Source organism: Neorhizobium sp. LMR1-1-1.1 (assembly GCF_040675795.1).
GTDB classification, from domain to species: domain Bacteria; phylum Pseudomonadota; class Alphaproteobacteria; order Rhizobiales; family Rhizobiaceae; genus Neorhizobium; species Neorhizobium cellulosilyticum.
The window spans coordinates 844,426-870,643 of the sequence record NZ_JBEGHE010000001.1 but is presented as its reverse complement, the minus strand read 5'-3'; the positions used below and the strand labels follow the sequence as shown (position 1 = coordinate 870,643).

The window sequence follows — 26,218 nt, the reverse complement described above, 5'->3', positions numbered from 1 at the left end:
TTTTTGCGGGTGGCTCGCGGCCGTTTAGCCGAACAGCGTCACGATATGATAGGTCAGATAGGAGATCAGGGCCGCAGCCGGCATGGTCACGATCCAGGCGATCACGATATTGCCGGCAAGCCCCCAGCGCACCGCTGAGACGCGCCGCGCAGCACCGACACCGACGATCGCGCCGGTGATCGTGTGGGTGGTCGAAACCGGAATGCCAAGCCAGGTCGCACCGAACAGGGTCAGCGCGCCACCCGTCTCGGCGCAAAAGCCCTGCATCGGGTTCAGCCGCGTGATCTTGGATCCCATCGTGTGAACGATCCGCCAGCCGCCGAACAGCGTGCCGAGCGCCATGGCCGACTGGCAGGTGATGACCACCCAGAAGGGCACGTAGAACTCCGACCCCAGATAACCCTGGCTAAACAGCAGCACTGCGATGATCCCCATCGTCTTCTGCGCATCATTGCCGCCATGGCCGAGCGAATAGAGCGAGGCGGAAACGAACTGCATGATGCGAAAGGTCCGGTCGACCGCAAACGGCGTCTGGCGCACGAAAATCCAGGAGACGGTAAGAACCAGCACCAGCGCCAGGAAAAACCCGATTGCCGGCGACAGGAAGATCGCACCCGCGGTTTTCAGGAAGCCACCCCAGACGATCGAGGAAATCCCCACCTTTGCAAGCCCGGCGCCGATCAGACCGCCGACCAGTGCATGCGAAGAACTGGACGGGATCCCGAATATCCAGGTGACGATATTCCAGATGATCGCTCCCATCAGCGCCGCAAAGATGACCGCAGGCGAGACGATGCCCGGATCGATGATGCCGGTTCCAAGCGTTTCGGCCACATGCAGGCCGAAGAACATGAAGGCGATGAAATTGAAAAAGGCGGCCCAGGCCACCGCATATTGCGGCTTCAGCACGCGGGTCGAGACAATCGTCGCGATCGAGTTTGCCGCATCATGCAGGCCATTGAGAAAATCGAAGAACAGCGCGATGCCGATCAATCCGACCAGCAGCGGAAAGGCGAGTGTCAGGTCCATCAAACGTTCTCGATCACGATACCGCTGATCTCATTGGCGACATCCTCGAAGCGGTCGACGACCTTTTCGAGTTCGCCGTAGATCTCGCTGCCGATCATGTAGGCCATGGCATTGCCGGAAGCGCCGTGCCGCTGGAACAGATCCTTGAGACCCTGGTCATGCAGATCATCGGAGCGACCCTCGACCCGCATCACCTCTTCCGCAATCGCGCTGAGCCGCTGCGCATTGGCGCCGAGCTTATCGAGCAGCGGGATGGCTTCCGCAACGAGATGCGCCGCCTTGACGACCTCTTCGCCCATCTGCCGCATCAAGGGATCGAACTCCGACTGCTCGAACAGTCGAATGGTCTTCACCGTCTTGTGCATCATGTCGATCGCATCATCCATCGACTGGATCAGATCCTTGATGTCGCCGCGATCGAAAGGGGTGATGAAGCTGCGACGAACCGCAAGCAGTACGTCGCGGGTAATGTCGTCCGCACGATCCTCGAGTGTGACGATGCGCTCGCAATTCGCCTCGACATCCTTTCCGTTGAGAAGCTCGCCAAGCGCTTCGGCCGCCTCCACGACGGTCCGCGAATGTTCGGAAAACATGTCGAAGAACTTGTCTTCGCGCGGCATCAACTTCCGGAAAATACTCATCATGGCAATAATCCCTGCTGCGGCACCAACATCAGGGCCGTCACAAAACCGTCATAAAAGCCATCGGACGGCTGGAATCAACCGCAAAAATCGGCATTTAAACGAGCATGAAACCTGTCAACAAAGACAAGAAGTCGCAAAACACCAAACAGAGCCCGAAGCCGCGGACACTGTTGCAGCAACTCGCACAGATGCCGGAGAAGCTTTTCAGCGGTGAGTTTCGCCAGCAATACGGCGCGCTCTGCTTTCGCTGGGCGGGTGATGGCAACGCCATCGAGATACTTGTCATCACCTCGCGGGACAGCGGTCGCTGGGTAATTCCCAAGGGCTGGCCGATGAAGAAGAAACAGCCGCATGAGGCAGCAGAGATCGAAGCCTGGCAGGAAGCAGGTGTGCGCGGGGGAGCGCGAAAAAAGCCGGTCGGCCGTTACACCTATCTCAAATGGCTGGACAATGGCGATGTTGCGCCCTGTGTCGTCGACGTTTTTCAAGTCGAAGTGGCGGAGGTGGAGAAGGACTTCAAGGAACGTGGCCAGCGTGAGATTGTCTGGCTTTCACCCAGTGAAGCCGCATATCGCGTCCGTGAAGTCGAACTCAAATCGCTGATCATCGACTTCAAGCCGAAGAAGAAATAGCGCCGCTCAACCCAGAGCGGAAAGGACGAAATCGGCACGCTCGACAACAGAGACCTTCGGCAGGATCATCACCTCATAGCCGAGTTTGGGATAAGCTGCGGCAAGGCGTTCATATTCCGCAACCGCATCATCAAGCGAATGCAGCCGCTCGGCGTCCCCTTCATAGATTTCCGGCCACGGCGGTGTCATGAAAACCGTCGGATGATACGGATGGATCTCATTCAATCGCTCGACCATAGGCTCTCCGGTCACCTGTTCCAATGCGACGGCGGCATCGACCAGCCCGCGATCGAAGAACGTCCAGCCTGTATTCCCGGCAGCAGCCTGCCTGTCGGCAACCGCCATATCGATCGCCAGCCGCGCAAAGGCGGCAAGATCCACCCAGGGCAGCGCTCTCCCCTCGCCTTGCATCTCCTGCCTGACGATCCGTCGTCCCGGCTCCTCGACCACGGAAAATCCACGAGCACCGAGTTCTTCAAGAAGCGTCGACTTGCCTCCACCGGAACATCCGGAAATCACCACGAACCGGTTCATGCATATCCTCCACATGTTGTCGCGACAGCCGTTGCTGGCTAGCATATTTTCGAATGCGGAAAGCCAACGCCTTCCATTTTGGCTTTTCTGAAAAAAGCGACCCTACTTCCCCAAGGACAAAGCAATGCGTTCATCCAAGATCATCCACATCGTCACCTGTCACGCGGAAGGCGAAGTCGGTGATGTCATCGTCGGTGGTGTCGCACCGCCTCCGGGCGATACGATCTGGGAACAGTCGCGCTTTATCGCAAAAGACCAGACCTTGCGGAATTTCGTTCTCAACGAACCGCGCGGCGGCGTCTTCCGCCACGTCAACCTTCTCGTGCCGCCAAAGAACCCGAAAGCCCAGATGGGCTGGATCATCATGGAGCCGGAAGACACGCCGCCTATGTCAGGATCGAACTCCATCTGCGTCTCCACCGTCCTTCTCGACAGCGGCATCATCCCGATGACCGAACCCGTGACGAAAATGGTTCTGGAAGCTCCGGTGGGATTGGTCGAGGTCGAGGCCGAATGCAGGAACGGCAAGGCCGAGCGGATCACCGTCACCAACGTCAAGAGCTTTGCCCAGAAGCTCAGCGCATCGCTCGATGTCCCGGGCCTCGGAACCATCACGGTCGATACCGCCTATGGCGGCGACAGTTTTGTTGTCATCGATCCCGACGAGATCGGCATCGATCTCATTCCAGAAAATGCCCGGCTGATCGCCGAAACCGGCATCAGGATCACCAATGAGGCAAACCGGCAGTTGGGCTTTTCGCATCCGGAAGACATCGGCTGGAACCACATCTCCTTCTGCCTGTTTGCCGGCAAAACATATCATGAGGACGGCGAACTCACGGCGAAATCCGTCGTCGCCATCCAGCCCGGCAAGATCGACCGCTCTCCGACCGGCACTGCCGTCTCGGCACGCATGGCCCTGCTTCACGCACGCGGCCAGATGAAGGAAGGCGAAACCTTGACCGGCATCTCTATCATTGGCACACGCTTCGTCGGAAAGATCGTCAGGGAAACGGAAATCGCCGGAAACAAGGCCATCATCCCCTCGATCACCGGCCGTGCCTGGATAAGCGGCACCTCTCAACTGATGCTCGATCCCTCCGACCCCTTCCCCGGCGGCTACAAGCTTTCCGATACCTGGCCGATGCTCACATAGGTAATCGTCCTCACTCCACCTCACCCAGATGATGGCGAACCCACTTCATTTCCTCAGACGCGGTGCGTCCGAAATGTCGCCGGAAATCTCTCGCAAATTGCGAGGTGCTCGCGTATCCGACCGATGTGGCCACGTCGGTGATCTTGCCGCGGCGCGCAATCATCAGCCTCGCCTCGTGCAACCGCATCGCCTTGACATATTGTATCGGGCTACTGCCGGTCAGCTCCTTGAAATGACTGTGGTAGGACGGCACGCTCATCCCGGCATTGCTCGCCAAGTCTACGACAGAGATGCCTGCGCCGTAGTTCTCCCTGAGAAATTTGAGGCTTCGGACAACGCGTCCTGCTGCCCCGTCCTGCTGCAGAGCCGCGATCATCGCGCCGCCCTGCGGGCCGACAAGCACCCGGTAATGAAGCTCGCGAAGAATGCCGCTCCCCAGAACGGTAACCTCGATGGGATCGCCAAGCGCCGTCAGCAATCGCAGCAACACGTCCGCAATACCGGCATCCATCCGGCTTGAGATCAGGCTTCGCGGTTGGCCTGCTCCGATATCGCCATGCGCCGTAACCAGCGCTGCAATTTCGGCTGCAAGCGCCATGTCGAACTCGACATAGACGGCCAGAAGCGGACGCTCGCTGCTGGCAATCGACCCCATCCTGAACGGCACCGGCATGGAGACGGCAAGATAATGCTCCTCGTCATACAGGTAGACCTGGTCATCGAGCATTCCCTGCTTGCGTCCCTGCAGCACGAACACCGCTCCGGGCCTGTAGAGAACCGGCACGTCATTGAGCACGGTCTCACTCCTCAGCAGCCTCACGCTCTCAAGCCGCGTGGCATTGTAGCCATGGCGGGGAGCAAGCCCAGCGGCAAGTCCGACCAATTTCTCCCGCTCAGAGAGACCCTCATGCTCATTCATAGGAATTGACAATATTATTAGAGAATTCACCGTCGAACTTAGCTTCTCACCATATTATTTGCCAAGTCCACGATCAATCGAGGACGCATCCCATGAGCAACAGGACATTTTTCATCACCGGAGCCAATTCGGGTTTCGGTCTCGCCATTGCAACCGCCGCCCGCGCCGCAGGCCACACCGTCATCGGCACAGTCAGGTCCGAAGCTTCGAGGGCAGACCTTGCCGCGCAGCTGCCGGACATTCACACCGCACTCTGCGACGTCACCGATTTCGACCGCATACCCGCGATCGTCGAACAGGTCGAAAAAGATCACGGCCCCGTGGATGTTCTCATCAACAATGCCGGTTACGGCCACGAAGGCGTGCTGGAGGAATCGCCGATCGAAGAGATGCGGCGCCAGTTCGACGTCAACGTCTTCGGCGCAGTAGCCGTCGCCAAAGCCTTCCTGCCCCGCTTTCGTCGGAGACGCCGTGGTTTCATCGTCAATGTCACCTCCATGGGCGGCATGATCACAATGCCCGGCATAGGCTATTATTGCGGCAGCAAGTTCGCCCTCCAGGGCATTTCGGAAGTCATGCGTGCGGAAATGGCGCCCTTCGGCGTGCATGTCACCACACTTTGCCCCGGCTCCTTCCGTACCGATTGGGCAGGACGCTCGATGAGACGCACCGCAAGGTCGATTGATGACTATGACGCACTGTTCGACCCGATCCGCCAGGCCCGGCAGGAAAAAAGCGGCAGGCAACTGGGTGACCCGGCCAAGCTTGCTGCTGCCGTCCTGACCGTGATCCAGTCCGATGCACCACCACCGCAATTATTGCTCGGCAGCGATGCGCTGAAATTTGTCTCCGAGAGGATCACCCGTCTGCAGCAGGAGATCGATGACTGGAAGGCCGTGACGATCTCGACAGATGGCTGATCGGCCCTGACCGTCTCCGCGTCAGTGAAACGCGCGAACCTCGACCGGCGCCCTGCAGGCAATAGCGGCCTTGCGTCCCCATTCGAGCGCTTCATCCATGTCGGCCGCCTCAAGCACCCAGAAGCCGCCGACATGTTCGCGTGTCTTCAGATAAGGCCCGTCGGTAATCTCGACCTCGCCGCCCGGCCCCGCTTTCACTGATTTGGCAACCGCGACCGGATGCAGGCCGCCGACGAAAAGCCGGATGCCTGCCGCAATCATCTCCTCGTTGAGCACGTCGATATCGCGATGCATCGCCTCGTCTTCGAAGGCGGCGGGATCGTAATCGTCGGGGTGGTGAATGGCGACCAGATAGCGTGTCATGATTTTCTCCTCCAGCAGAGCGGAAGGCATTCTGCCTTCCTTTCACGCGGAGGACGAGCGGCCGGATAAAAATCCGACACGCTGCCTTATAAATCTGGACGTCAGGCCGTCCGGAGCGAGCCCTGATGCACGACGATACGGGCATGGTAGGGAACGCGGGTATAGAGGTCGAGAATATCCTGGTTGACGAAGCGCACGCAACCGGATGATGCCGCCGTGCCGATCGACTTCCATTCCGGCGAACCGTGCAGGCGATAAAGCGTGTCCTGGCCATCCTTGAAGATATAGAGCGCGCGCGCACCGAGCGGGTTCTTGATGCCGGGCTCCATGCCGCCGGCCTTGACCGAATAGCGCGCCAGCGACGGCTGGCGGGCAACCATCTCGTCCGGCACCTTCCACCGCGGCCAGGGCTGCCGCCACTGGATGACGCCCTCGCCTTCCCACATAAAACCATCGCGGCCGATGCTGACGCCATAACGCATCGCCGTACCACCCGGCTCTACGACATAGAGGAATCGGTTGGGGGTATCGACGACGATCGTGTTCGGCTTTTCGCCTGTCGGATCGATAACTCGCTGCCGGTAATATTTCGGGTCGATCTGCTGATACGGTATGGCCGGAAGCTGGTATCCACCGTCTTCCACAGCCGCATAACGCGCCTGCAGCTCTGCCTCATCGGGAGGACCGATCGGCCGTTGCGCTGCGACCGGAACGACATTCGGCTGGCTCGTGGTGCTGCAGCCGGCCAGTGCCGCCGTCATGGATACGGAACCAAGCACGAAGCTTCGCCGCGACAGGGAAAAAGAAGTGGGCATCAATGTTGTTTCCGGGATTGAGCAGATAACGATCAGCTTCTATCCGCCCTGACATGAGTTAGATCAAGTCACAACCGGGGCATCGGGCTTAGCAAGCGCCTCATCGTGACAATTTTGCCGATACCGGACTGAATGTCGCAAATGACCTGTGTCCTGCGGCGTAAACGCGCATGCTTGCTTGCAACAGGAAGTTATTGATAATGGCCGGGAACAAGAAAGAACGGGAGCACTTCATGCGCATCCATAAATCGCTGGCCTTCACCGTCGCCGTCTCTGCCGCTCTATCCGGTTTTGCCGCCAGCGCATCCGCTGCCGAGCCGGCCGCCTGTGGCACCGTCCGCTTCTCCGATGTCGGCTGGACAGACATCACGGCAACCACCGCAACCGCCTCCGTTCTCCTGAAGGCACTGGGCTACCAGACAGACATCAAGGTCCTGTCCGTGCCCGTCACCTATTCGTCGCTGAAGAACAAGGATATCGATGTCTTCCTCGGCAACTGGATGCCGACGCAGGAAGCCGACGTCCGTCCGTTCCTGACCGAAAAGTCGGTCGAATCTTTCGGGCCTAATCTGACCGGCGCGAAATATACGCTTGCCACCAATGCCAAAGGCGCCGAACTCGGCATCAAGGATTTCAAGGATATCGCCGCTCATGCAGACGCTCTCGGCGGCAAGATCTACGGCATCGAGCCGGGCAATGACGGCAACCGCCTGATCCTTGGCATGATCGAGAAGGACACGTTCGGCCTGAAGAAGCTGGAAGTGGTGGAATCCTCCGAGCAGGGCATGCTCGCGCAGGTCGCCCGTGCCGACAAGGCCGGCGATCCGGTCGTCTTCCTCGGCTGGGAACCGCATCCGATGAACGCCAATTTCAAGCTGACCTATCTGACCGGCGGCGATGACGTGTTCGGCCCGAATTTCGGCGGTGCGGAAGTCTACACCAACGTGCGCTCCGGCTTCACCGAGGAATGCCCCAATGTCGGCACCTTCATCAAGAACCTGAAATTCTCGCTGCCGATGGAAAACGAGATCATGGGCGGCATCCTGAATGACGCAGAAGAGCCGGAAGTCGCTGCGACCGACTGGCTGAAGGCCAATGGCGCAGCGATCGAGCCATGGCTGGCCGGCGTCACCACCAAGGACGGCAAGCCGGGCCTTGATGCCGTCAAGGCAGAACTCGGTCTCTGATCGTTCGACTGCAAGGGCCGGTTCTCCGGCCCTTGTCCCCTGCCCGTTTAATATTTTGAGGTGGTACCGGACGTGAACTGGCTACCCGACTGGCTCGTTGACTCGAGTGGAAAGCTGCGCCTGGGCAATTGGGCGAAAAATGCCGTCGACTGGCTGACGGGCAATGCAAGCTGGTTTTTCGACTGGCTGTCGCATATTCTGTCGAAGGTGATCGACGCGCTTCTGGCGGTGCTGCAATATCCGCACCCGTTTCTGCTCATCGCGATCTTCACCGCCCTTGCCTACGGCCTGCGCCGCTCATTCGGCGTCGCAGCCTTCACCTGTCTCGGCTTGTTGCTGATCTACAATCTCGGCTACTGGAAGGAAACGACCGAGACGCTGGCGCTCGTGCTGGCGGCCACCGTAGTCAGCATGGCGATCGGCATACCGCTCGGCATCGCAGCGGCACGGCGTGAATGGATTTATCAGGGCATGCGCCCGGTCCTCGACCTGATGCAGACCATCCCGACCTTCGTCTATCTCATCCCCGCACTCATCCTTTTCGGCCTCGGCATGGTGCCGGGCCTGATTGCCACCGTCATCTTCGCCATTCCCGCACCGATCCGGCTTACCCGCCTCGGCATCATTTCCACGCCGGGGGCGCTCACCGAAGCAGCCGTCGCATTCGGCGCCACATCGGGCCAGGTGCTGCGCAAGGTGGAACTCCCCTACGCGATGCCGCAGATCATGGCGGGCTTGACCCAGACCATCATGCTGTCCCTGTCCATGGTCGTCATTTCCGCGCTTGTCGGTGCAAATGGCTTGGGCGTGCCGGTCGTGCGGGCGCTCAACACGGTCAACATCGCCCGTGGCTTCGAAGCCGGGCTCTGCATCGTCATCCTCGCCATCATCCTCGATCGCCTGTTCAAGAGCGGAAAGGCAGATGCGCCATGACCGTCACCTCGACCCGAGACTGCGTCACATTCAGTAATGTCGACATCGTGTTCGGCAACGAGCCGAAAGCCGCGCTGCCGCTGCTCGATGCTGGCCGAAGCCGCGACGAGATCAGTGCTCAGACCGGCATCGTCGTCGGCGTCTCCAATGCCTCCCTGTCTATCCGCGAAGGAGAAATCCTCGTCCTGATGGGGCTTTCCGGCTCTGGCAAGTCCACGCTTCTGCGCGCAGTCAATGGCCTTGCTCCCGTGGTGCGCGGCAACGTCAGCGTCGCTACACCCGCCGGCCCGGTCGATCCCTACAGGGCCAACGCCCGAACACTGCGCGAACTGCGCATGCACACGGTCTCCATGGTCTTCCAGCAGTTCGGACTTCTGCCGTGGCGGTCGGTTGCCGAAAATGTCGGCTTCGGCCTCGAACTTGCGGGTGTATCGGAAACGGAGCGCAAGCGGCGGGTAGGCGAACAGCTTGAACTGGTCGGCCTCAGCCAATGGGCGGACCGGCGCGTCGGAGAGCTTTCAGGCGGCATGCAGCAGCGAGTCGGCCTGGCCCGTGCCTTCGCCACGGGCGCGCCTATCCTGCTGATGGACGAGCCCTTTTCGGCACTCGACCCGCTGATCCGCACAAAACTTCAGGATGAATTGCTGGAATTCCAGCACAGGTTGAAAAAGACCATCCTCTTCGTCAGCCACGACCTCGACGAAGCCTTCCGCATCGGCAATCGCATCGCCATCATGGAAGGCGGCCAGATCATCCAGTGCGGCACGCCGCAGGAAATCGTCCGCGATCCGGCTGATGATTACGTCGCCGATTTCGTCCGCCACATGAACCCGATCAGCATGCTGACTGCCGGCGACATTATGACGAAAGGCGTCTCGGCCGCGACAAGCGCGGTCCCGATCTCCGCTTCCGCCTCTCCGGATACGCCTCTCGTCGATATCATGGATGGGCTGGCTCGTCAGCGCGGCACCATCGCCATCGTTGATAACGGCAGCGTGGTCGGCTCGATAACCGCCGATGACGTCGTAACCGGCCTCACACGGCATCGGCTGCGCGACAACCGTGGATAGATGAACGTTAACCGCAAGTAGATGGTGCGCAAACTTGACGCGGCAAGGCCTCTTTTGCGGCAGTGAATTAAATGATATGAAAATAAAGCATTATCAAAATTCAAACCTCGAAATTCAACCAGAGAGTGACGGATGGCCGAACAGGCCCAGTTATTGCGCCCGACAGATGACGAGGCACGCGAGCTTGCTCGCACGCTTCTGCGCAGTGCACGCTACATGTCACTCGGTGTTCTTGATCCGGTAACCGGCTTTCCATCCGTGAGCAGGGCATTGACGGCCATCGATCTCGATGGTGTTCCGGTCGTGCTCGTTTCTGCCCTCTCGGGCCATACCAAAGGCCTGAAGGATGATTCTCGTTGCTCGCTGCTTGCAGGCGAACCGGGTAAGGGTGATCCGCTGGCCCATGCCCGTATTACCGTTTTCTGCGAGGCCCAGCCGGTTGGCCGGGACAGCGCAATCCATCAAAGGATTCGCGCGCGTTTCCTGAGACGCCATGCCAAGGCGCAACTTTACGTCGATTTTCCTGATTTCAGGTTTTACCGATTGGTTCCCGTTCAAGCGTCGCTGAACGGAGGCTTCGGGCGCGCCTATGCATTGGGTGGCGAAGATTTGCTTTTTCCGCTCTCGGCAGACGAATCATCGTGGCTGAAACTGCAGAACGAACTGGCAGAAAAGCCTTTGGAAGCTGCGAATTTTGCGCATCGCCTAGGGCTTGGAGACAAGAATTGGAGATTCGGATTGGTTGATCCCGCCGGGATTGACCTCGTTTCGAGCGATGTACTCGTCCGGCACGAGTTTCAGCATCGACTAGACTTGCCGGAAGACGTCATACATTATATCTGCAAATAAACTAAAATGTAGCTTGAACTACCCGAAATTTAGGGGATGTACAAATTCCGCCTGTGCCGCCTAACATCACCGGATAAGAATATTTGGTGAATTGCGCGGCCACTTTGGAGACGAGGTGAAGAGAACTTATGGATAAGGTAGCACTTTCTGAGCATTCAAACGCAGCAGCGGGCCTGCTGTCGGCAATGGCCAACCCCAAGCGGCTGATGATTCTCTGCTGCCTGGTTAAGGGAGAGGTGGCAGTGGGTGCACTGGCGACGCGCGTCGGCTTGAGCCAGTCTGCCTTGTCACAGCATCTCTCAAAGCTTCGCGCACAAAAGCTGGTAAAGACCAGGCGCGACGCACAGACGATCTATTATTCCAGCTCTTCGGAATCGGTGCTGAAGATCCTCGACAGTCTTGAGGACATCTACATTGCCGCCGAGCGGAAAACCTCCGCAGCTGCATAATCCTTTTGGATCGGTCTAAAAAGATGCCCGGGCAACACCCGGGCTTTTTTGCTTTTGTGCATCAAGATCGCACAACAAGGGGTTGTCTGATTGATATCGAATACACCGGGCATCGCTTGATCTCCCGCGTCGCTTCGTGGCGAGATCCAACAGCGCCCTGCGAGTAGTGCTGAATTTGCAGACGCAGGTCATCCCCACATCTCTTCAACCTCGCCTTGAAATATCCCCACCGAAGTGTCGCAGTTTCGGTTATCTTCTTGCGCGACGGCCTCAAGATTTCTACAAAAATTGCTGCCGGATGCGCGAGCCAAACATGGCCGCGCTGAGGCCGAGGTTTTGTACGTCCAATCCTGCACGCCGCGTTTGCGGCTGCGGCAGGACGCGCCGAACGTCGTGAACGGCGGCCAGGGAGGCCCGCCAAAGAATTCTGCCGATGCCCCAAGGAGACAGACATGACATTGAAGACAATCACGGCAGCACTTGCTGCCTCGCTGGCCTTTGCGCCGATAGCTCATGCCGACATCACCATCGGCCTCATCGCACCGCTGACCGGCCCGGTCGCCGCTTACGGTGATCAGGTCAAGAATGGCGCGCAGACGGCCGTTGACGACATCAACAAGGCAGGCGGCATTCTTGGCGAAAAGGTCGTGCTGAAACTCGCCGACGACGCCGGCGAACCGAAGCAGGGCGTCTCCGCCGCCAACCAGATCGTCGGCGAAGGCATTCACTTCGTCGTCGGCCCGGTCACCTCGGGCGTTTCCATTCCCGTTTCCGACGTCCTTGCCGAAAACGGCATACTCATGGTCACCCCGACCGCAACCGCGCCGGATCTCACCAAGCGTGACCTCGCAAACGTTCTGCGCACCTGCGGCCGCGATGACCAGCAGGCCGAAGTTGCCGCCAAATACGTGCTCGACAAGCTCAAGGACAAGCGCGTCGCCATCATCAACGACAAGGGCGCTTACGGTAAGGGCCTCGCAGACGCCTTCAAGGCAACCCTGAACGCCGGCGGCACCACCGAAGTGGTCAACGAAGCCGTTACCCCCGGCGACAAGGATTTCGGCGCGCTGACCGCCCGCCTGAAGTCGGAAAAAGTCGATGTGATCTATTTTGGCGGCTACCATCCGGAAGGCGGACTTCTGGCCCGTCAGCTGCGTGATCTCTCGCTCAATGCCCAGATCATCGGCGGCGACGGCCTGTCGAACTCCGAATACTGGACGATCGGCAACGAAGCGGCAGCCGGCACGCTCTTCACCAACGCATCCGACGCCCTGAAGAGCCCGGATTCGAAGGCCGCAGCAGATTCGCTCGCCGCCAAGAACATCCCGGCCGAAGCCTTCACGCTGAATGCCTACGCCGCTGTCCAGGTCATCAAGGCCGGCATCGAAAAGGCAAAGACCGCCGAAGACGCAGAAGCCGTGACCGCAGCCCTGAAGGACGGCTCCGCCATCCCGACCGCCATCGGCCAGCTCACCTACGGCGAAACTGGCGACCTCACCTCGCAGAGCTTCTCGCTCTACAAGTGGGAAGGCGGCAAGATCGTCGCCGCCAAGTAATCGGATCCAAAAAAACACTCAGCGGGCGCCTTCGGGCGCCCGTTTTCGTTTGGGGTTCATCACCGCCACAGGGAAACCCATCAGCCCCCTGCGACATCACTCCACCGGCACGACCAGCCCGCGTTTCAGCGTCTTCAGCACCACGCTGGTGGTGAATTTGCGGATATTCGGATTGAGCTCCATCATCCGGTCGGCCAGCGCATCGAAGTGATCCACCGACTGAGCAAGAATCACAAGCGTATAATCCCCTCGCCCGGACGTGCCCCAAGCCTCCTGCACCTCCGGCGTCTCCGCCACCCAGCGCTGGAAAGGCGGCAGAAGCTCGGGCCGGTCACGCTCCAGTTCCACCTCGACCAGCATCGAGACAGCGCCGCCGACTTTCTTCGGATCGACAATCGAAACATCGCGCAGGATCACCTTGTCCTCGCGCAGCTTCTGCAGCCGCCTCTGTGCCGAGGACGGCGACAGTCCCACCTGCTCGGCGAGCTCGCTCAGCGTGATGGTAGCGTCCTGCTGCATCAGCCTGAGGATATTACGGTCCGCCTTGGTCAACGCCATGGGTAATTTTCCCATCTCAAATCGCTAATCGGGAGATATTTCCGCATACTCCGATATCTTTAGGAATAACGCCAGCTTTTCCTTGCCATGCTTTTGAAATGACTCAACAACAGCTCGCTCCCTCCGCCGACGGCATTCTGGCCGCCTCCCGCGCCATTGATCCGGTTTTTACCAAAAGCCCGCTAATCCAACAGCAGACGGCCAATGACGAACTCGGCCTGCGGCTGTTCGCCAAGGTGGAAACGCTCAACCCTATCCGCTCCTTCAAGGGCCGCGGCACCGACTGGTGGATGCAGAACGAGCAGCCTAGCGATCATCCGGTCGTTTCCGCCTCGGCCGGCAATTTCGGCCAGGGCCTCGCCTATACAGGCCGGGCGCAGGGCCGCAAGGTGGTGATCTTCTCCGCCACCACTGCCAATCCCGGCAAGGTGGAGGCTATGCGCCGGCTCGGAGCGGAGGTGAGGCTCGAAGGCGATGATTTCGATGCAGCCAAAGCTGCCGCCCGCGCCTATGCCGAGATCAACGGCTGCCCCTTTGTCGAAGACGGCGCCCTGCGCACCATCGCCGAAGGTGCCGGCACGATCGCGCTGGAAATCACCGAACGCCTGTCGCAAGAGGGCGTCGCCCTCGACGCCATCATCGTCCCGCTCGGCAATGGCGCACTGCTGACCGGCATCGGCACATGGATCAGAGGCAAGGCGCCAGCCTGCAAAGTGATCGGCGTCGTGGCCGCCAATGCGCCAGCGATGAAACACTCGTGGGAAACCGGCCGAGTGATCTCGACGGAGACGGCAGATACTGCCGCCGACGGCATCGCCGTGCGCGAATGCGTTTCCTATGCGCTGGATTGCATGAAGACGACCGTCGATGAGATCTGGGCAGTCAGCGAGGAGGCGATCCGCAGCGCGCGAGATTTCTCTCTCACCCATTACGGCCTCGTCGTCGAAGAGGCAGGCGTTGCCGGCCTTGCAGGCCTGATCGAGAACGGCGTCAGCCTCAAGGGAAAGACCGTCGCCACGATACTCTGCGGCGGCAATGTCAGGGTCACTGCGCCATAAACAGGGTATTTCCGGTTCCCTCTCCCCGTTTTCACATTGAAGGGCTAAGTAGGGGGAATCGAAACTGCCAGGAGCCCCCCCATGACCACGCGTCTCGAAACCCTCATAGATCAGGGCACCGGCCGCGAGCCCGCGGATATCGTGCTGAAAGGCGGCAAATTCTTCGATCTCGTCACCGGTGAGCTTGTCGCCTCAGACATCGCCATCTGCGGCGATCGTATTGTCGGCACTTGCGGCGATTACACCGGCAAGACCGAGATCGACATTTCCGGAAAGATCGTCGTCCCCGGCTTCATCGATACGCATCTGCATATCGAAAGCTCTCTCGTCACGCCCCACGAATTCGACCGCTGCGTCCTGCCCTATGGCGTGACGACCGCGATCTGCGACCCGCACGAGATCGCCAATGTCATCGGTGAAGAAGGCATCCGCTATTTCCTCGATTCATCTCTCGAAACGATCATGGATATCCGCGTCCAGCTTTCCTCCTGCGTGCCAGCCACGCATCTGGAGACGGCCGGCGCCGATCTGCCGATCGAAAAGCTCCTGCCCTTCCGCGATCATCCAAAAGTCATCGGCCTTGCCGAGTTCATGAATTTTCCGGGCGTCATCCATAAGGATCCAATCTGCCTCGCCAAGCTCGATGCCTTTTACGGCGATCACATCGACGGCCACGCCCCGCTGCTGCGTGGAAATGATCTGAACGGCTATCTTGCCGCCGGCATCCGCACCGAACACGAAAGCACCACCGCCGAAGAAGCGCTCGAAAAGATCCGCAAAGGCATGCACGTGCTTGTCCGCGAAGGCTCGGTCTCCAAGGATCTCGAAGCCCTGATGCCGATCATCACCGAGCGCTTGTCGCCCTATCTGGCGCTTTGCACCGACGACCGCAATCCGCTCGATATCGCCGAACAGGGCCATCTCGACTACATGATCCGCACAGCGATCAAGGCGGGCGTCGAACCGCTCGCAATCTATCGCGCCGCCTCGATCTCGGCAGCAAAAGCCTTTGGCCTCACCGATCGCGGCCTCGTCGCGCCCGGCTGGCGCGCCGATCTCGTCATTGTCGACACGCTCGAAAACTGCAAGGCAGAAATCGTTTTCTCCGCCGGCCGCCGCGTGACCGACGAGCTCTTCGCCACCCGCAAGCCGATCGCCCCAGTCGGCCTCGACAGCGTCAAGGCGCGTCCCGTACAGGCCATGCAGTTCGGCGTCCCCTATTCCGAAGCCGAAACCCCGGTCATCGGCGTTATGCCTGGAAAGATCATCACCGAACACCGCCGCTACCGCCTTCCCGCCGCCGGCAACCAGGCGGGCGTCGATCTTGACCGCGACATCATCAAGGTCGCCGTCATCGAGCGCCACGGCAAGAACGGCAACCACGCCAACGGCTTCGTCCAGGGCTTTGGCCTGAAGAAGGGCGCGATCGCCTCCACAGTCGGCCATGACAGCCACAATATCTGCGTCGTCGGCGTATCCGAAGACGACATGGCGCTCGCCGCCAACCGGCTGGGAGAAATCAACGGCGGCTTCGTCGTCGTCGAGGACGGCAGGGTCACCGGCGAGATCGCACTCCCAATTGCCGGCCTGATGAGCCTCGAACCGTATGAGTGGGTTCGCGACACGCTGCACGACTTGAGAAAACACGCCTATGCTCTTGGAACGACTCTGGAAGAACCTTTCCTGCAGGTGGCGTTTTTGCCCTTGCCCGTGATCCCGCACCTGAAGATTTCGGACAGGGGCATGGTCGATGTCGACAAGTTCCAGCTGATTTAAGGGGCCCAAATTCGCCTCACCCAAAGCCCCTCATCCGCCTGCCGGCACCTTCTCCCCGCAAGCGGGGAGAAGGACACCAGCCGCAACCTCAGTGCCGAAATCGGCCACGTCCCCTCTCCCCGTCATTACGGGGAGAGGGTTAGGGTGAGGGGCAAACCACAGCAGCGTCCGCCTACCCCATAAAAAACGCCAGCAGATCGGCATTGATGATATCCGCATGGGTCGTCGCCATACCATGCGGCAGCCCGTCATAGACTTTCAGCACCCCGTTCTTCAGAAGCTTGGACGAGAGCGGCGCGGAATCCTCGAACGGCACGATCTGGTCATCCGTCCCGTGCATGACCAGCACCGGAACATCGATCACCTTGAGGTCTTCCGTAAAATCCGTCTCCGAAAACGCCTTGATGCAGTCGTAATGGGCCTTGGTGCCACCCATCATGCCTTGCCGCCACCAGTTGCGGATCACCCCTTCGGAAACTTCAGCACCCGGCCGGTTGTAGCCGTAGAAAGGCCCGGTCGGAATATCGAGAAAGAACTGCGCCCGGTTGGCGGCCTGCGCCGCGCGAAACCCGTCGAACACCTCGAGCGGCAATCCGCCGGGGTTCTTCTCGCTCTTGACCATGATCGGTGGCACCGCCCCGATCAGTACCGCCTTGGCAACACGCCCCTGCGGCTGGCCGAACTTGGCGACATAGCGCGTCACCTCCCCGCCTCCAGTCGAATGGCCGACATGGATTGCGCCCTTCAAGTCGAGATGCGCCGCAAGTTCCGCCATGTCGGCGGCATAGGTGTCCATCTCGTTACCGGTTTCCGTCTGGCTGGAACGCCCGTGCCCGCGCCGGTCATGCGCGATCACTCTATATCCGTCGTGAAGGAAGAACAGCATCTGCGCATCCCAGTCATCGGCGGACAACGGCCAGCCATGATGGAAGACGATCGGCTGGGCGTCCTTCGATCCCCAGTCCTTGTAAAAGATCTGCGTGCCGTCCTTGGTGGTGATGAAACTGCTGCTCATGATTTTCCCTCAAGTTGATCTGGCAAAATGCATGCGAAGTCTTTTATTGCGGCACGTGGCTGTCCCAGCCCCCGGCGCGGCGTCACGATATGACGGCTTGTCGCGTTTGGGAATTGGTACGAAGGGCTGAAATGCGAACTCAGTTCCTCTACTTCGCAAATATTAAACCAATCGGTTGACAATCAAAATAAAGAGGTACACATTCAACCACATGGTTGAATTATACACCCACAAGATCGACACCGTCTTCCATGCGCTGAGCGACGCCACCCGTCGCCATATGCTGCGCGAGTTGACGCGAGGCGAACGCACGGTCGGGCAGCTGGCAGAACCGCACGCCATGTCGCTTGCGGCCGCATCGAAACATATCAAGGTGCTGGAAGGCGCCGGTCTGGTGCGGCGGGAAATCCAGGGCCGCATCCATCTCTGCCGGCTTGATCCCGGTCCGCTCGCCACCGCACATGAATGGCTCTCTTTCTACGAACATTTCTGGACGACTCGTCTGGATGCGCTGGAGCACCTGCTGAAGCAGGACGACGCTCGCAAGGCCGATCAAAACGCCAAGATGCCCCCATCGAAACCTGGAAATGACACCTGAATCAAAACTGGGAGAAGACCGATGAACAGCATGAATCTATTGGAAAAATATGGAACCTTGACGGCACCTGCCGAGATCACCATTCAGCGCAAGCTGCCCGGCCCAATCGAGCGGATCTGGGATTACCTGACCGATAGCGACCTGCGCCGCCAATGGCTTGCCTCCGGCATCATGCCGGAAACACCCGGCGGCACATTCGAACTCGTCTGGCGTAACGATGAATTGACCGATGGAGCGGAGGCACGCCCGGAAGGTTTTCCGGAAGAACAGCGGATGACCAGCGATATCCTCCTCTTCGACGCCCCCCACCGCTTGGCCTTCACCTGGCCGCCCCGCGGCGAAGTAGCGATCGAGTTGAAGGCGATAGGTTCGGACGTCCTTCTCACCCTCGTCCACAAGCGCATTTCCGACCGCAAAAACATGACCATGGTCGGCGCCGGCTGGCACATGCATCTCGATATTCTTGCTGCCAAGGCCTCCGGCCGCAAACCGGAACCTTTCTGGCAGGGCTGGCTGAAACTGCGGGAGGAATACGAACGGCTTATCCCCGAATGAAACGTAGAAACTCGAAAACACCACGCCCCGCAGCCTCGCTGCGGGGCTTTTCTTTACCCCGAAAAGCCAAGGGGTCTTGAAGATGTCATCTACGTCAGGCAATAGGCCCCTTCAAGTTTTAGAAGAACCGTAAGAAGGCCGATCACGCGAAATGCTGCAGACTCCCTACTACCTCATCGACAAGTCCAAGCTGCTCCAGAACATGGAACGGATTGCCACTGTGCGTGAGAAGTCGGGCGCCAAGGCATTGCTGGCGCTGAAATGCTTCGCCACCTGGTCCGTCTTCGATTTCATGCGCGACTACATGGACGGCACGACCTCCTCGTCGCTCAACGAAGTCCGCCTCGGCCATGAGCGTTTCGGCAAGGAAACCCACGCCTATTCGGTCGCCTATGCCGATTACGAGATCGACGAGGTCGTGTCCCACGCCGACAAGATCATCTTCAACTCGATCGGCCAGCTGCAGCGGTTCGAGAGCCAGTCCTCCGGCATCACCCGCGGCCTGCGCCTCAACCCCGGCGTATCCTCTTCCAGCTTCGACCTCGCCGACCCGGCCCGCCCCTTCTCGCGTCTCGGCGAATGGGATCTCGCCAAGGTCGAACCGGTCATGGACATGATCACCGGCTTCATGATCCACAACAACTGCGAGAACAAGGATTTTGCCCTGTTCGACCGCATGCTCGGCGATATCGAACAGAAGTTCGCACCGCTGCTGAAGAAGGCCGAATGGGTCTCGCTCGGCGGCGGCATCCATTTCACCGGCGATGATTACCCGGTCGACCAGTTTGCCGAGCGCCTCAAGCGTTTCTCCGGCGAATATGGCGTGCAGGTCTATCTCGAGCCGGGCGAAGCCTCGATCACCAAATCGACGACGCTGGAAACCACCGTCCTCGACACGCTTTACAACGGCAAGAACCTTGTCGTGGTGGATAGTTCCATCGAAGCGCACATGCTGGATCTCCTGATCTATCGTGAGAATGCCAAGGTTCACCCCAACCAGGGACCCCATCGTGCGATGGTCTGCGGCAAGTCATGCCTTGCCGGAGACATCTTCGGAGAATTCGACTTCCCCGAAGAGGTAAAGGTCGGCGACCGCATCTCGTTCCAGGATGCTGCCGGCTACACGATGGTCAAGAAAAACTGGTTTAACGGCGTGAAAATGCCGGCAATCGCCATCCGGGAACTGGATGGCAGCCTCAGGACGGTCCGTGAGTTTGACTACACGGACTACGAACAGAGCCTTTCCTGACCAGAAAGGGCCAAAGGGCCCACAGGACAAGACTTTCTGACGATTGGACGCAAGGAGTGGTCCCCAGAATGAAAAAGAACGTGCTCATCATCGGCGCCGGCGGCGTCGCACAGGTCGTTGCCCACAAGTGTGCGCAGAACAACGATGTCCTCGGTGATATCCATATCGCATCGCGCACCAAGTCCAAGTGCGACGCCATCATCGCTTCGGTTCACGAAAAGAAGGCGATGAAGCAGGAAGGCGTGCTCGAAGGTCACGCGCTCGACGCGCTCGACATCGAAGCCACCAAGGCCTTGATCACCAAGACCGGCAGCCAGATCGTCATCAACGTCGGCACCGCTTTCTTGAACATGTCGGTGCTGCGCGCCTGCATGGATACCGGCGTCGCCTATATCGACACCGCCATCCACGAAGAGCCGAACAAAATCTGCGAGACCCCGCCGTGGTACGGTAACTACGAGTGGAAGCGCGCCGCCGAATGCGAGGAAAAGGGCATCACCGCCATCCTCGGCGCCGGTTTCGATCCGGGCGTCGTCAACGCCTATGCGCGTCTCGCCAAGGACGAGTACCTTGACACCGTCACCGACGTCGACATCGTCGACATCAATGCCGGCAGCCACGGCAAGTATTTCGCCACCAACTTCGACCCGGAAATCAACTTCCGCGAATTCACGGGCGTCGTTTATTCTTGGCAGGGCGGCGAATGGAACGTCAACAAGATGTTCGAAATCGGCAAGGACTACGACCTGCCGGTCGTCGGCACCCGCCGCGCCTATCTCTGCGGCCATGACGAAGTCCATTCGCTGGCCAAGAACATGGACGGCGCCGACGTGCGCTTCTGGATGGGCTTTGGTGATCACTACATCAACGTCTTCACCGTCCTGAAGAACATCGGCCTTCTCTCCGAGCAGCCGGTGAAGCTGGCGAACGGCGATGAAGTCGTGCCGCTCAAGGTCGTAAAAGCCTGCCTGCCCGACCCGTCCTCGCTCGCGCCGGAATACGAAGGCAAGACCTGCATCGGTGACTTCGTCAAGGGCATCAAGGACGGCAAGGAACGCACGGTGTTTATCTACAACGTCGCCGACCACAAGGAAGCCTTCAACGAAGTGGGCTCCCAGGGCATTTCCTACACCGCCGGCGTTCCCCCGGTCGCAGCAGCAATGCTAGTCGCCACCGGCGAATGGGATGTGAAGAAGATGGCCAATGTCGAAGAACTGGCGCCGCGCCCGTTCCTCAACATCTTGAACAAGATCGGCCTGCAGACCTGCATCCGCGACGAACAGGGCGAGCGCGAACTGCATTTCGACTGAGATGCGGCGATTGCCTGAATGATAGAATAACAAAGGCCCGCGATCGCTCGCGGGCCTTTCCATTTGATAGGTCGTCATCCTCGGGCTTGTCCCGAGGATCTACTGCCGTTTCGGTTCTGGCGATGTGCTCAGATCCTCGGGACAAGCCCGAGGATGACGAGCGGGGCAAACTGGCGCGCCTTCCAAGTTAGCCTTCACACCCGCGCACAAAACACATCAACCGCATCCAGCACCACCGCATCATTCTCCAGCCGCGAGACGAACCCCGGCATGTCCAGTGGCGTCACAAAAGCGAACCGCTCAGGCAGCGTGAACTTCTGCTTCTCTCGCGTCAGGTTGAACACGAACAGCAGCCGCTCCCCGTCCTTCTCCCGTGTGAAGGCCAGCAGATTCTGGTTGGTCTCGATGAATGCCATGTCGCCATCGACGAGCGAGGCATGCGCCTTGCGGAAGGCGAGCGTCGCCCGATAGTGAGCGAGCACGGATGTCGCCAGCCTCTCCTGCACATCGACCGCGCGGGCGGCATGCTCATTCGGCACCGGCAACCATGTCGTGGAACCCTCGGTAAAGCCCGCATGAGGAGCCTTTGCCTCCCACACCATCGGCGTACGGCATCCGTCGCGGCCCTTGAAGGCCGGCCAGAAGCGGATGCCATAGGGATCGCGCAGATCCTCGAAGGCAAGCTCCGCTTCGGTCAGCCCCAGTTCCTCGCCCTGATATAGGCAGATCGAACCGCGCAAGACCGAAATCAGGCTGATCGACAGCTTGGCGACCCGATCCTGTTCCTCAGACGTCTCGATGAAACGGGTGACGTGACGGATGACATCGTGATTGGAAAAAGCCCAGCAGACCCAGCCTTCGCTCACCGTGTCCGCCACCGTCGTCATGATCTTGCGGATGTAACCCGCATCGAAGGCAGGGCCCAGAAAGTCGAACGTGTAGCACATATGCAGCTTGTCGCTGCCGGTCGTATATTCCGCAAGGGTTTTCAGCGAGCGCGGTCCATCACCCACCTCACCCACGGTCATCCGGTCATCATAGGTATCGAGCAATGCCCGAAGCCGCTTCAGGAAAGCGATATTTTCCGGCTGCGTCTTGTCGTAGAGATGGTTCTGCATCGAATACGGATTGGTATCGGTCTCCATGCCCGCGCCATCGGTGTCATAGACCATCGGCGGGTTGTTCCGCAGTTGCTTGTCGTGGAAATAATAGTTCACCGTATCGAGCCGGAACCCGTCCACCCGACGATCGAGCCAGAATTTCACCGTATCCAGCAGCGCGTCCTGAACTTCGGGATTGTGGAAGTTGAGATCCGGCTGCGAAATCAGGAAATTATGCATGTAATATTGCTTGCGCACCCCATCCCATTCCCAGCCCGGCCCGCCGAAGATGGAGAGCCAGTTGGTCGGCGCGGTCCCATCCGGCTTCGGGTCGGCCCAGACGAACCAGTCGGCTTTGGGATTGGTGCGACTGGTGCGGCTTTCGATGAACCACGGATGCCGGTCGGATGTGTGGGAGATTACCTGGTCGATGATGACCTTGAGGCCCAGCCGGTGCGCCTCGTCCATCATCTCGTCGAAATCGGCAAGCGTGCCGAACATCGGGTCGACATTGCAATAATCGGAAACGTCATAGCCCATATCGGCCATCGGCGAGGTGAAGAAGGGCGACAGCCAGATTGCATCGACGCCGAGCGAGGCGACATGGGCCAGACGCCGGGTAATGCCCTTGATATCGCCCAGTCCGTCGCCGGTCGTGTCCTGGAATGAACGCGGATAGATCTGGTAGATCACCGCCCCGCGCCACCAGTCCGTGCCTGCGCCTACGGCTTTCTTCTGCACTTCCGTCGCCATACGATCATGCTCCCTTATGCGATGTTCCAGCCCCAACCTAGAGCCCCTGCGACAAAAGACAACGCGTATTGAGCCCCCCGCACGGACTTGTCAGACACGGTGCGAAAGCTTATGCGACCACAGGACTTTACCGGAGGGACGATATTTTGGCAGGCAGACTTCTTTCTATTGGCGAATGCATGGTGGAACTGTCGCAGGCGGGTGAAGGCCTGCTGCGTAAGGGCTTTGCCGGCGATACGTTGAACACGGCCTGGTATGCCCGCGCCTGCTTCCCTTCAGACTGGTCGATCGACTATTTCACCGCAGTCGGCGATGATCCGATGTCGAATGAAATGCTCGCCATGATGGACGGCGCCGGTATCGGCACCAGCCAGATCCTGCGCATTGCCGGCAAGACGCCCGGTCTCTACCTCATCACATTGAAGGACGGAGAGCGCACCTTCAGCTACTGGCGCGACACGGCTGCAGCAAAGAAGCTGGCCGACGACGCCGATCACCTGCGTGCCGCGATGGAGAGTGCTCAGATCATCTATTTCTCCGGCATCACGCTTGGCATTCTGGCAGCGGAAGCAGTAGATACGCTTCTCGCAGAAGCCCGCCGTGCCAAGGCATCCGGCAAGACGGTCGTCTTCGACCCGAACATTCGCCCGCGCCTGTGGCCAAACAAGAACTATATGCTGAAGACGATCGAAGACGGCGCCCGCGCCTCGACGCTCGTATTGCCGAGCTTCGACGATGAAGCCGTTCATTTCGGCGACAAGGATGTGGCCGCAACGATTGCCCGCTACAAGGCACTGGGTGTCGAGAACGTCGTGGTCAAAGATGGCCCAGGTGGTGTTACGCTGGCATTCGGTTCCACGCCCGTCGACCACGTCCCGTCGGTCAAGGTCGACAAGGTCGTCGACACGACAAGCGCCGGCGACAGCTTCAACGGCGGTTTTCTGGCCAGTCTCGCCAAGGGCGGCACGCCGTCAGAAGCAGCCGCTTACGGTGCCGCTGTCGCATCCACCGTCATCTGCCATCACGGCGCACTGATCAGCCCTGACCTGCTGCCGAAGTAACAAAGAACATTAGAAGAGAAGAGACGGTCAGAAGCCGATCGTCTCTTCGAACTCGTCCCAGGACTGGTACATCGCATAACGGCCGATGCCACGGATCGGAATATGCCCGTAATAGGGTGAAAGCTGCAGTTCGGAGAAAAGCTCGCTACGCTTGGCAACCGCACCGACATAGATCGCCGATGCAAGCCCGGTGCGGTTGGCGCCATGTTCGCAGTGTATCAGGATCGGCTTTTCTGCCGTCCTCATGATTTCGGCCAGCCGTTCGCTCTGCTCGACCGGCACGAATCTTCCGGAGCTTAGCGGAAAATCGATCAGCGTTACGCCGTTCTCTTCGGCCGACGCCTTCTCTTCCTCATACCAATCCCCGCGGCGCTCATTGCGCAGGTTTATGATCGTCTTGACGCCGTATCGCGTCACCGCTTTATCAATCTGCGCGTCACCCGGCTGGCCTGAGCGGTAAAGCTCGCCCGGAATGACTTCATGGAAATTACCGATCATCTGGTTGACGCCCATATGGATGCCGATAGCGGCAATCGGGGCGATAAGAACGGCAGCGGCAATCTTGATCAAACGCAGGGTCACTAAAGTCACTCACAACATCATATGCCGCTGAGATAAGACTTCACCTGCCGCACTGCAAACACGAAATGACGGTGCGTGTCGTTTAACCAGATGAGAAGGCGATGAGGAGCGCCATGCAACGACCTTCAGGGCATGCTTCATCCGCCTGTCATGAACTTTGCCGATAGAGGGCTGTAACCGCATCCTTTCGCGCGAGTCGCCAAGGAAGCGACCACCAGATCGGCAACGAGGCTTTGGGCCACGCATGACCAGAATTACCATCGTGACAGATGCGTGGTACCCACAGGTAAACGGCGTCGTCCGCTCGATCGAGAACACCAACCGCGAACTGCATTGTGGAACCAGCGGACAAAAGCCTGCATCCAGCGGATCGGAACCGGAAAGCGGGCTGCCACATATTCGGGAAAGCGGGTGTGGTAGCTGGTCGAAAAGGGCATGCCATTCTTCAGGCACCAGCGGCGGGCCATCAGTCCGAGCGGCCCCTCGGTCGCGATATGCACGGCGGTCGGCAGGGTCTTTTCGATTGCGCCAGCGACCTGCGCAAAGGTGGTGACCGAAAGCCGGATTTCTGGATAGGTGGGGCAGGGGATATTGTGAAAATCCTTCGGCGTGACCATGACCACCTCTACGCCCATGCGGGTCGCGACCGCAAGCCTCGAGCGTGAACTTTCGAGGATAGGCATCCGCAATCTCCTGCGCTGGAGCCGTGGCATCGACCAGACCACGTTTCACCCGATGAACCTCGAGGAACGTCCCTTCGACCTCCCTCGCCCTATTTTCCTGACCGTCGGCCGCGTTGCGGTCGAGAAAAACCTTCCCGCCTTCCTCGATCTCGACCTGCCCGGCTCGAAGGTCGTGGTCGGTGATGGCCCAGCCCTGGCTGAACTGAAGAAACGTTATCCGAACGTCCTTTCTTTACCGGCATGAAGACCGGTGAGGATCTCGCCCGCGCCTATGCCCAGGCGGACGTGTTCGTTTTCCCGTCCAGGACCGATACGTTTGGCAACACCATTCTCGAAGCGCTGGCGAGCGGCGTTCCCGTCGCAGCCTATCCGGTCATGGGACCGGTCGACATTATCGAGCAAGGTTCCGGCGCAGGTGCGCTGGATGACGATCTCAAGGCCGCATGCCTGAGAGCACTCGGTTGCCGTCGCGAGGACGCAAGCCGGCTTGCCCGCAGCTACACCTGGGAAGCGGCCTCGAAACAGTTTCTCGGCAATGTCCTCAAAGCCCAGGCCAACCGTGCGTTGCCCGCAGCGGAATGAACTGCCATCATCGCAGATGCGATAGGCACTTCAACGAGTTTCAGGATTACAGCGGTTCAGCCGCCATTCCCGTCACGCTGGCGAAAATAGAAAACACTGCCGACACCAAGACAGATAGCCGCGACGAGACCCACTGCAATCATGATGACCCTCCCGATCATGAATCGGCGCTGCAAGGCAGCCCGATCGAAATCCGGCTTGCAGGTCCTCCAACCGCACAAGCCAGAGATGCAGTGCATCACGATTTACTAAAAAGTGCAAGCTGACGCCCTGATGGTTGAC

General features: G+C 59.4%; 27 protein-coding genes and 2 pseudogenes. 18 read left to right on the top strand and 11 right to left on the bottom strand.

Going from position 1 to position 26,218, the window contains the following annotated elements:
- Positions 1-24: 24 nt before the first annotated feature.
- Positions 25-1,029: an inorganic phosphate transporter gene (locus MRBLMR1_RS04100; protein WP_148145646.1), complete on the bottom strand. Its 1,005-nt coding sequence runs from the start codon at positions 1,027-1,029 to the stop codon at positions 25-27.
- On the bottom strand, positions 1,029-1,673 hold the full coding sequence (locus MRBLMR1_RS04095) for a DUF47 domain-containing protein (protein WP_148145647.1): 645 nt from the start codon (positions 1,671-1,673) through the stop codon (positions 1,029-1,031). Before MRBLMR1_RS04095 ends, MRBLMR1_RS04100 begins: the two co-directional genes overlap by 1 nt.
- A 104-nt stretch (positions 1,674-1,777) precedes the next feature.
- Between MRBLMR1_RS04095 and MRBLMR1_RS04090 the strand changes: the two genes are divergently transcribed.
- Entirely contained in the window at positions 1,778-2,305 is a 528-nt protein-coding gene (locus MRBLMR1_RS04090) for an NUDIX hydrolase (protein ID WP_183685213.1), read from the top strand.
- 6 nt (positions 2,306-2,311) lie between these two features.
- Here the strand turns inward: MRBLMR1_RS04090 and MRBLMR1_RS04085 are convergent, their stop codons facing one another.
- Complete coding sequence (locus MRBLMR1_RS04085) at positions 2,312-2,839, bottom strand: AAA family ATPase (protein WP_148145648.1); 528 nt, start codon at positions 2,837-2,839, stop codon at positions 2,312-2,314.
- A 124-nt stretch (positions 2,840-2,963) separates the two neighbouring features.
- Between MRBLMR1_RS04085 and MRBLMR1_RS04080 the strand changes: the two genes are divergently transcribed.
- Positions 2,964-3,995 carry a trans-3-hydroxy-L-proline dehydratase gene (locus tag MRBLMR1_RS04080; protein WP_148145649.1) on the top strand — a complete coding sequence of 344 codons (1,032 nt, stop codon included), beginning with the start codon at positions 2,964-2,966 and terminating at the stop codon, positions 3,993-3,995.
- Positions 3,996-4,005: 10 nt separating this feature from the next.
- On the opposite strand, the gene MRBLMR1_RS04075 is transcribed toward MRBLMR1_RS04080, so the two are convergent.
- Entirely contained in the window at positions 4,006-4,929 is a 924-nt protein-coding gene (locus MRBLMR1_RS04075; RefSeq protein WP_500064034.1) for an AraC family transcriptional regulator, read from the bottom strand.
- A 77-nt stretch (positions 4,930-5,006) separates the two neighbouring features.
- On the opposite strand from MRBLMR1_RS04075, the gene MRBLMR1_RS04070 reads away from it, so the two are divergent.
- Entirely contained in the window at positions 5,007-5,834 is an 828-nt protein-coding gene (locus MRBLMR1_RS04070) for an oxidoreductase (RefSeq protein WP_148145651.1), read from the top strand.
- A 21-nt stretch (positions 5,835-5,855) separates the two neighbouring features.
- On the opposite strand, the gene MRBLMR1_RS04065 is transcribed toward MRBLMR1_RS04070, so the two are convergent.
- Positions 5,856-6,197: a YciI family protein gene (locus tag MRBLMR1_RS04065; protein WP_148145652.1), complete on the bottom strand. Its 342-nt coding sequence runs from the start codon at positions 6,195-6,197 to the stop codon at positions 5,856-5,858.
- 101 nt (positions 6,198-6,298) lie between these two features.
- On the bottom strand, positions 6,299-7,012 hold the full coding sequence (locus MRBLMR1_RS04060) for a L,D-transpeptidase (protein ID WP_148145653.1): 714 nt from the start codon (positions 7,010-7,012) through the stop codon (positions 6,299-6,301).
- Positions 7,013-7,245: 233 nt separating this feature from the next.
- Here MRBLMR1_RS04060 and MRBLMR1_RS04055 point away from each other — a divergent pair, with 233 nt between their 5' ends.
- From MRBLMR1_RS04055 to MRBLMR1_RS04030, 6 genes are all read left to right on the top strand, one after another.
- Entirely contained in the window at positions 7,246-8,199 is a 954-nt protein-coding gene (locus MRBLMR1_RS04055) for a choline ABC transporter substrate-binding protein (protein ID WP_148145654.1), read from the top strand.
- Positions 8,200-8,271: 72 nt separating this feature from the next.
- Positions 8,272-9,132 (top strand): choline ABC transporter permease subunit, encoded by an 861-nt coding sequence (gene choW / locus MRBLMR1_RS04050; RefSeq protein WP_183685214.1) that lies wholly within the window; start codon positions 8,272-8,274, stop codon positions 9,130-9,132.
- On the top strand, positions 9,129-10,202 hold the full coding sequence (gene choV / locus MRBLMR1_RS04045) for a choline ABC transporter ATP-binding protein (RefSeq protein WP_148145656.1): 1,074 nt from the start codon (positions 9,129-9,131) through the stop codon (positions 10,200-10,202). The genes choW and choV overlap by 4 nt, the downstream gene beginning before the upstream one ends.
- A 132-nt stretch (positions 10,203-10,334) precedes the next feature.
- Positions 10,335-11,051: a HugZ family protein gene (locus tag MRBLMR1_RS04040; protein WP_148145657.1), complete on the top strand. Its 717-nt coding sequence runs from the start codon at positions 10,335-10,337 to the stop codon at positions 11,049-11,051.
- Positions 11,052-11,179: 128 nt separating this feature from the next.
- Positions 11,180-11,500, top strand: coding sequence for an ArsR/SmtB family transcription factor (locus MRBLMR1_RS04035; protein WP_112456745.1), 321 nt, complete (start codon positions 11,180-11,182; stop codon positions 11,498-11,500).
- A gap of 452 nt (positions 11,501-11,952) precedes the next feature.
- Positions 11,953-13,056, top strand: a complete 1,104-nt coding sequence (locus tag MRBLMR1_RS04030; RefSeq protein ID WP_148145658.1) for a branched-chain amino acid ABC transporter substrate-binding protein — start codon at positions 11,953-11,955, stop codon at positions 13,054-13,056.
- A 96-nt stretch (positions 13,057-13,152) separates the two neighbouring features.
- On the opposite strand, the gene MRBLMR1_RS04025 is transcribed toward MRBLMR1_RS04030, so the two are convergent.
- Positions 13,153-13,614 (bottom strand): Lrp/AsnC family transcriptional regulator, encoded by a 462-nt coding sequence (locus tag MRBLMR1_RS04025; protein WP_183685215.1) that lies wholly within the window; start codon positions 13,612-13,614, stop codon positions 13,153-13,155.
- Positions 13,615-13,712: 98 nt separating this feature from the next.
- On the opposite strand from MRBLMR1_RS04025, the gene MRBLMR1_RS04020 reads away from it, so the two are divergent.
- Both MRBLMR1_RS04020 and ade read left to right on the top strand, forming a co-directional pair.
- The gene (locus MRBLMR1_RS04020; RefSeq protein WP_148145660.1) at positions 13,713-14,672 is read left to right on the top strand and encodes a pyridoxal-phosphate dependent enzyme; all 960 of its coding nucleotides are present in this window, start codon (positions 13,713-13,715) and stop codon (positions 14,670-14,672) included.
- Positions 14,673-14,753: 81 nt separating this feature from the next.
- Positions 14,754-16,448, top strand: a complete 1,695-nt coding sequence (ade, locus tag MRBLMR1_RS04015; protein WP_148145661.1) for an adenine deaminase — start codon at positions 14,754-14,756, stop codon at positions 16,446-16,448.
- Positions 16,449-16,620: 172 nt separating this feature from the next.
- On the opposite strand, the gene MRBLMR1_RS04010 is transcribed toward ade, so the two are convergent.
- Positions 16,621-17,463 (bottom strand): alpha/beta fold hydrolase, encoded by an 843-nt coding sequence (locus tag MRBLMR1_RS04010; RefSeq protein WP_500063702.1) that lies wholly within the window; start codon positions 17,461-17,463, stop codon positions 16,621-16,623.
- A gap of 211 nt (positions 17,464-17,674) precedes the next feature.
- Between MRBLMR1_RS04010 and MRBLMR1_RS04005 the strand changes: the two genes are divergently transcribed.
- From MRBLMR1_RS04005 to MRBLMR1_RS03990, 4 genes are all read left to right on the top strand, one after another.
- Positions 17,675-18,061: a metalloregulator ArsR/SmtB family transcription factor gene (locus MRBLMR1_RS04005; RefSeq protein ID WP_148145663.1), complete on the top strand. Its 387-nt coding sequence runs from the start codon at positions 17,675-17,677 to the stop codon at positions 18,059-18,061.
- Positions 18,062-18,082: 21 nt separating this feature from the next.
- Entirely contained in the window at positions 18,083-18,616 is a 534-nt protein-coding gene (locus tag MRBLMR1_RS04000; RefSeq protein WP_148145664.1) for an SRPBCC family protein, read from the top strand.
- 151 nt (positions 18,617-18,767) lie between these two features.
- Complete coding sequence (locus MRBLMR1_RS03995) at positions 18,768-19,865, top strand: carboxynorspermidine decarboxylase (protein WP_148145665.1); 1,098 nt, start codon at positions 18,768-18,770, stop codon at positions 19,863-19,865.
- A gap of 68 nt (positions 19,866-19,933) precedes the next feature.
- On the top strand, positions 19,934-21,175 hold the full coding sequence (locus MRBLMR1_RS03990) for a saccharopine dehydrogenase family protein (protein ID WP_148145666.1): 1,242 nt from the start codon (positions 19,934-19,936) through the stop codon (positions 21,173-21,175).
- Positions 21,176-21,369: 194 nt separating this feature from the next.
- Here MRBLMR1_RS03990 and bglA read toward each other — a convergent pair whose 3' ends face one another.
- Positions 21,370-23,028, bottom strand: a complete 1,659-nt coding sequence (gene bglA / locus MRBLMR1_RS03985) for a beta-galactosidase BglA (protein WP_148145667.1) — start codon at positions 23,026-23,028, stop codon at positions 21,370-21,372.
- Positions 23,029-23,174: 146 nt separating this feature from the next.
- On the opposite strand from bglA, the gene MRBLMR1_RS03980 reads away from it, so the two are divergent.
- Positions 23,175-24,089: a sugar kinase gene (locus MRBLMR1_RS03980; RefSeq protein WP_148145668.1), complete on the top strand. Its 915-nt coding sequence runs from the start codon at positions 23,175-23,177 to the stop codon at positions 24,087-24,089.
- Positions 24,090-24,116: 27 nt separating this feature from the next.
- Here the strand turns inward: MRBLMR1_RS03980 and MRBLMR1_RS03975 are convergent, their stop codons facing one another.
- Positions 24,117-24,680, bottom strand: coding sequence for a dual specificity protein phosphatase family protein (locus tag MRBLMR1_RS03975; RefSeq protein WP_500063699.1), 564 nt, complete (start codon positions 24,678-24,680; stop codon positions 24,117-24,119).
- Positions 24,681-25,054: 374 nt separating this feature from the next.
- Positions 25,055-25,288: pseudogene (locus MRBLMR1_RS03970) on the bottom strand (glycosyltransferase); the annotation flags it as partial.
- Between the two features lie 19 nt (positions 25,289-25,307).
- Between MRBLMR1_RS03970 and MRBLMR1_RS03965 the strand changes: the two are divergent.
- Together MRBLMR1_RS03965 and MRBLMR1_RS03960 are read left to right on the top strand one after the other, a co-directional pair.
- A pseudogene (locus MRBLMR1_RS03965) lies at positions 25,308-25,936 on the top strand (glycosyltransferase); the annotation flags it as partial.
- Entirely contained in the window at positions 25,933-26,202 is a 270-nt protein-coding gene (locus MRBLMR1_RS03960) for a hypothetical protein (protein ID WP_148145670.1), read from the top strand. The pseudogene MRBLMR1_RS03965 and the gene MRBLMR1_RS03960, both read left to right, overlap by 4 nt.
- Positions 26,203-26,218: the final 16 nt, after the last annotated feature.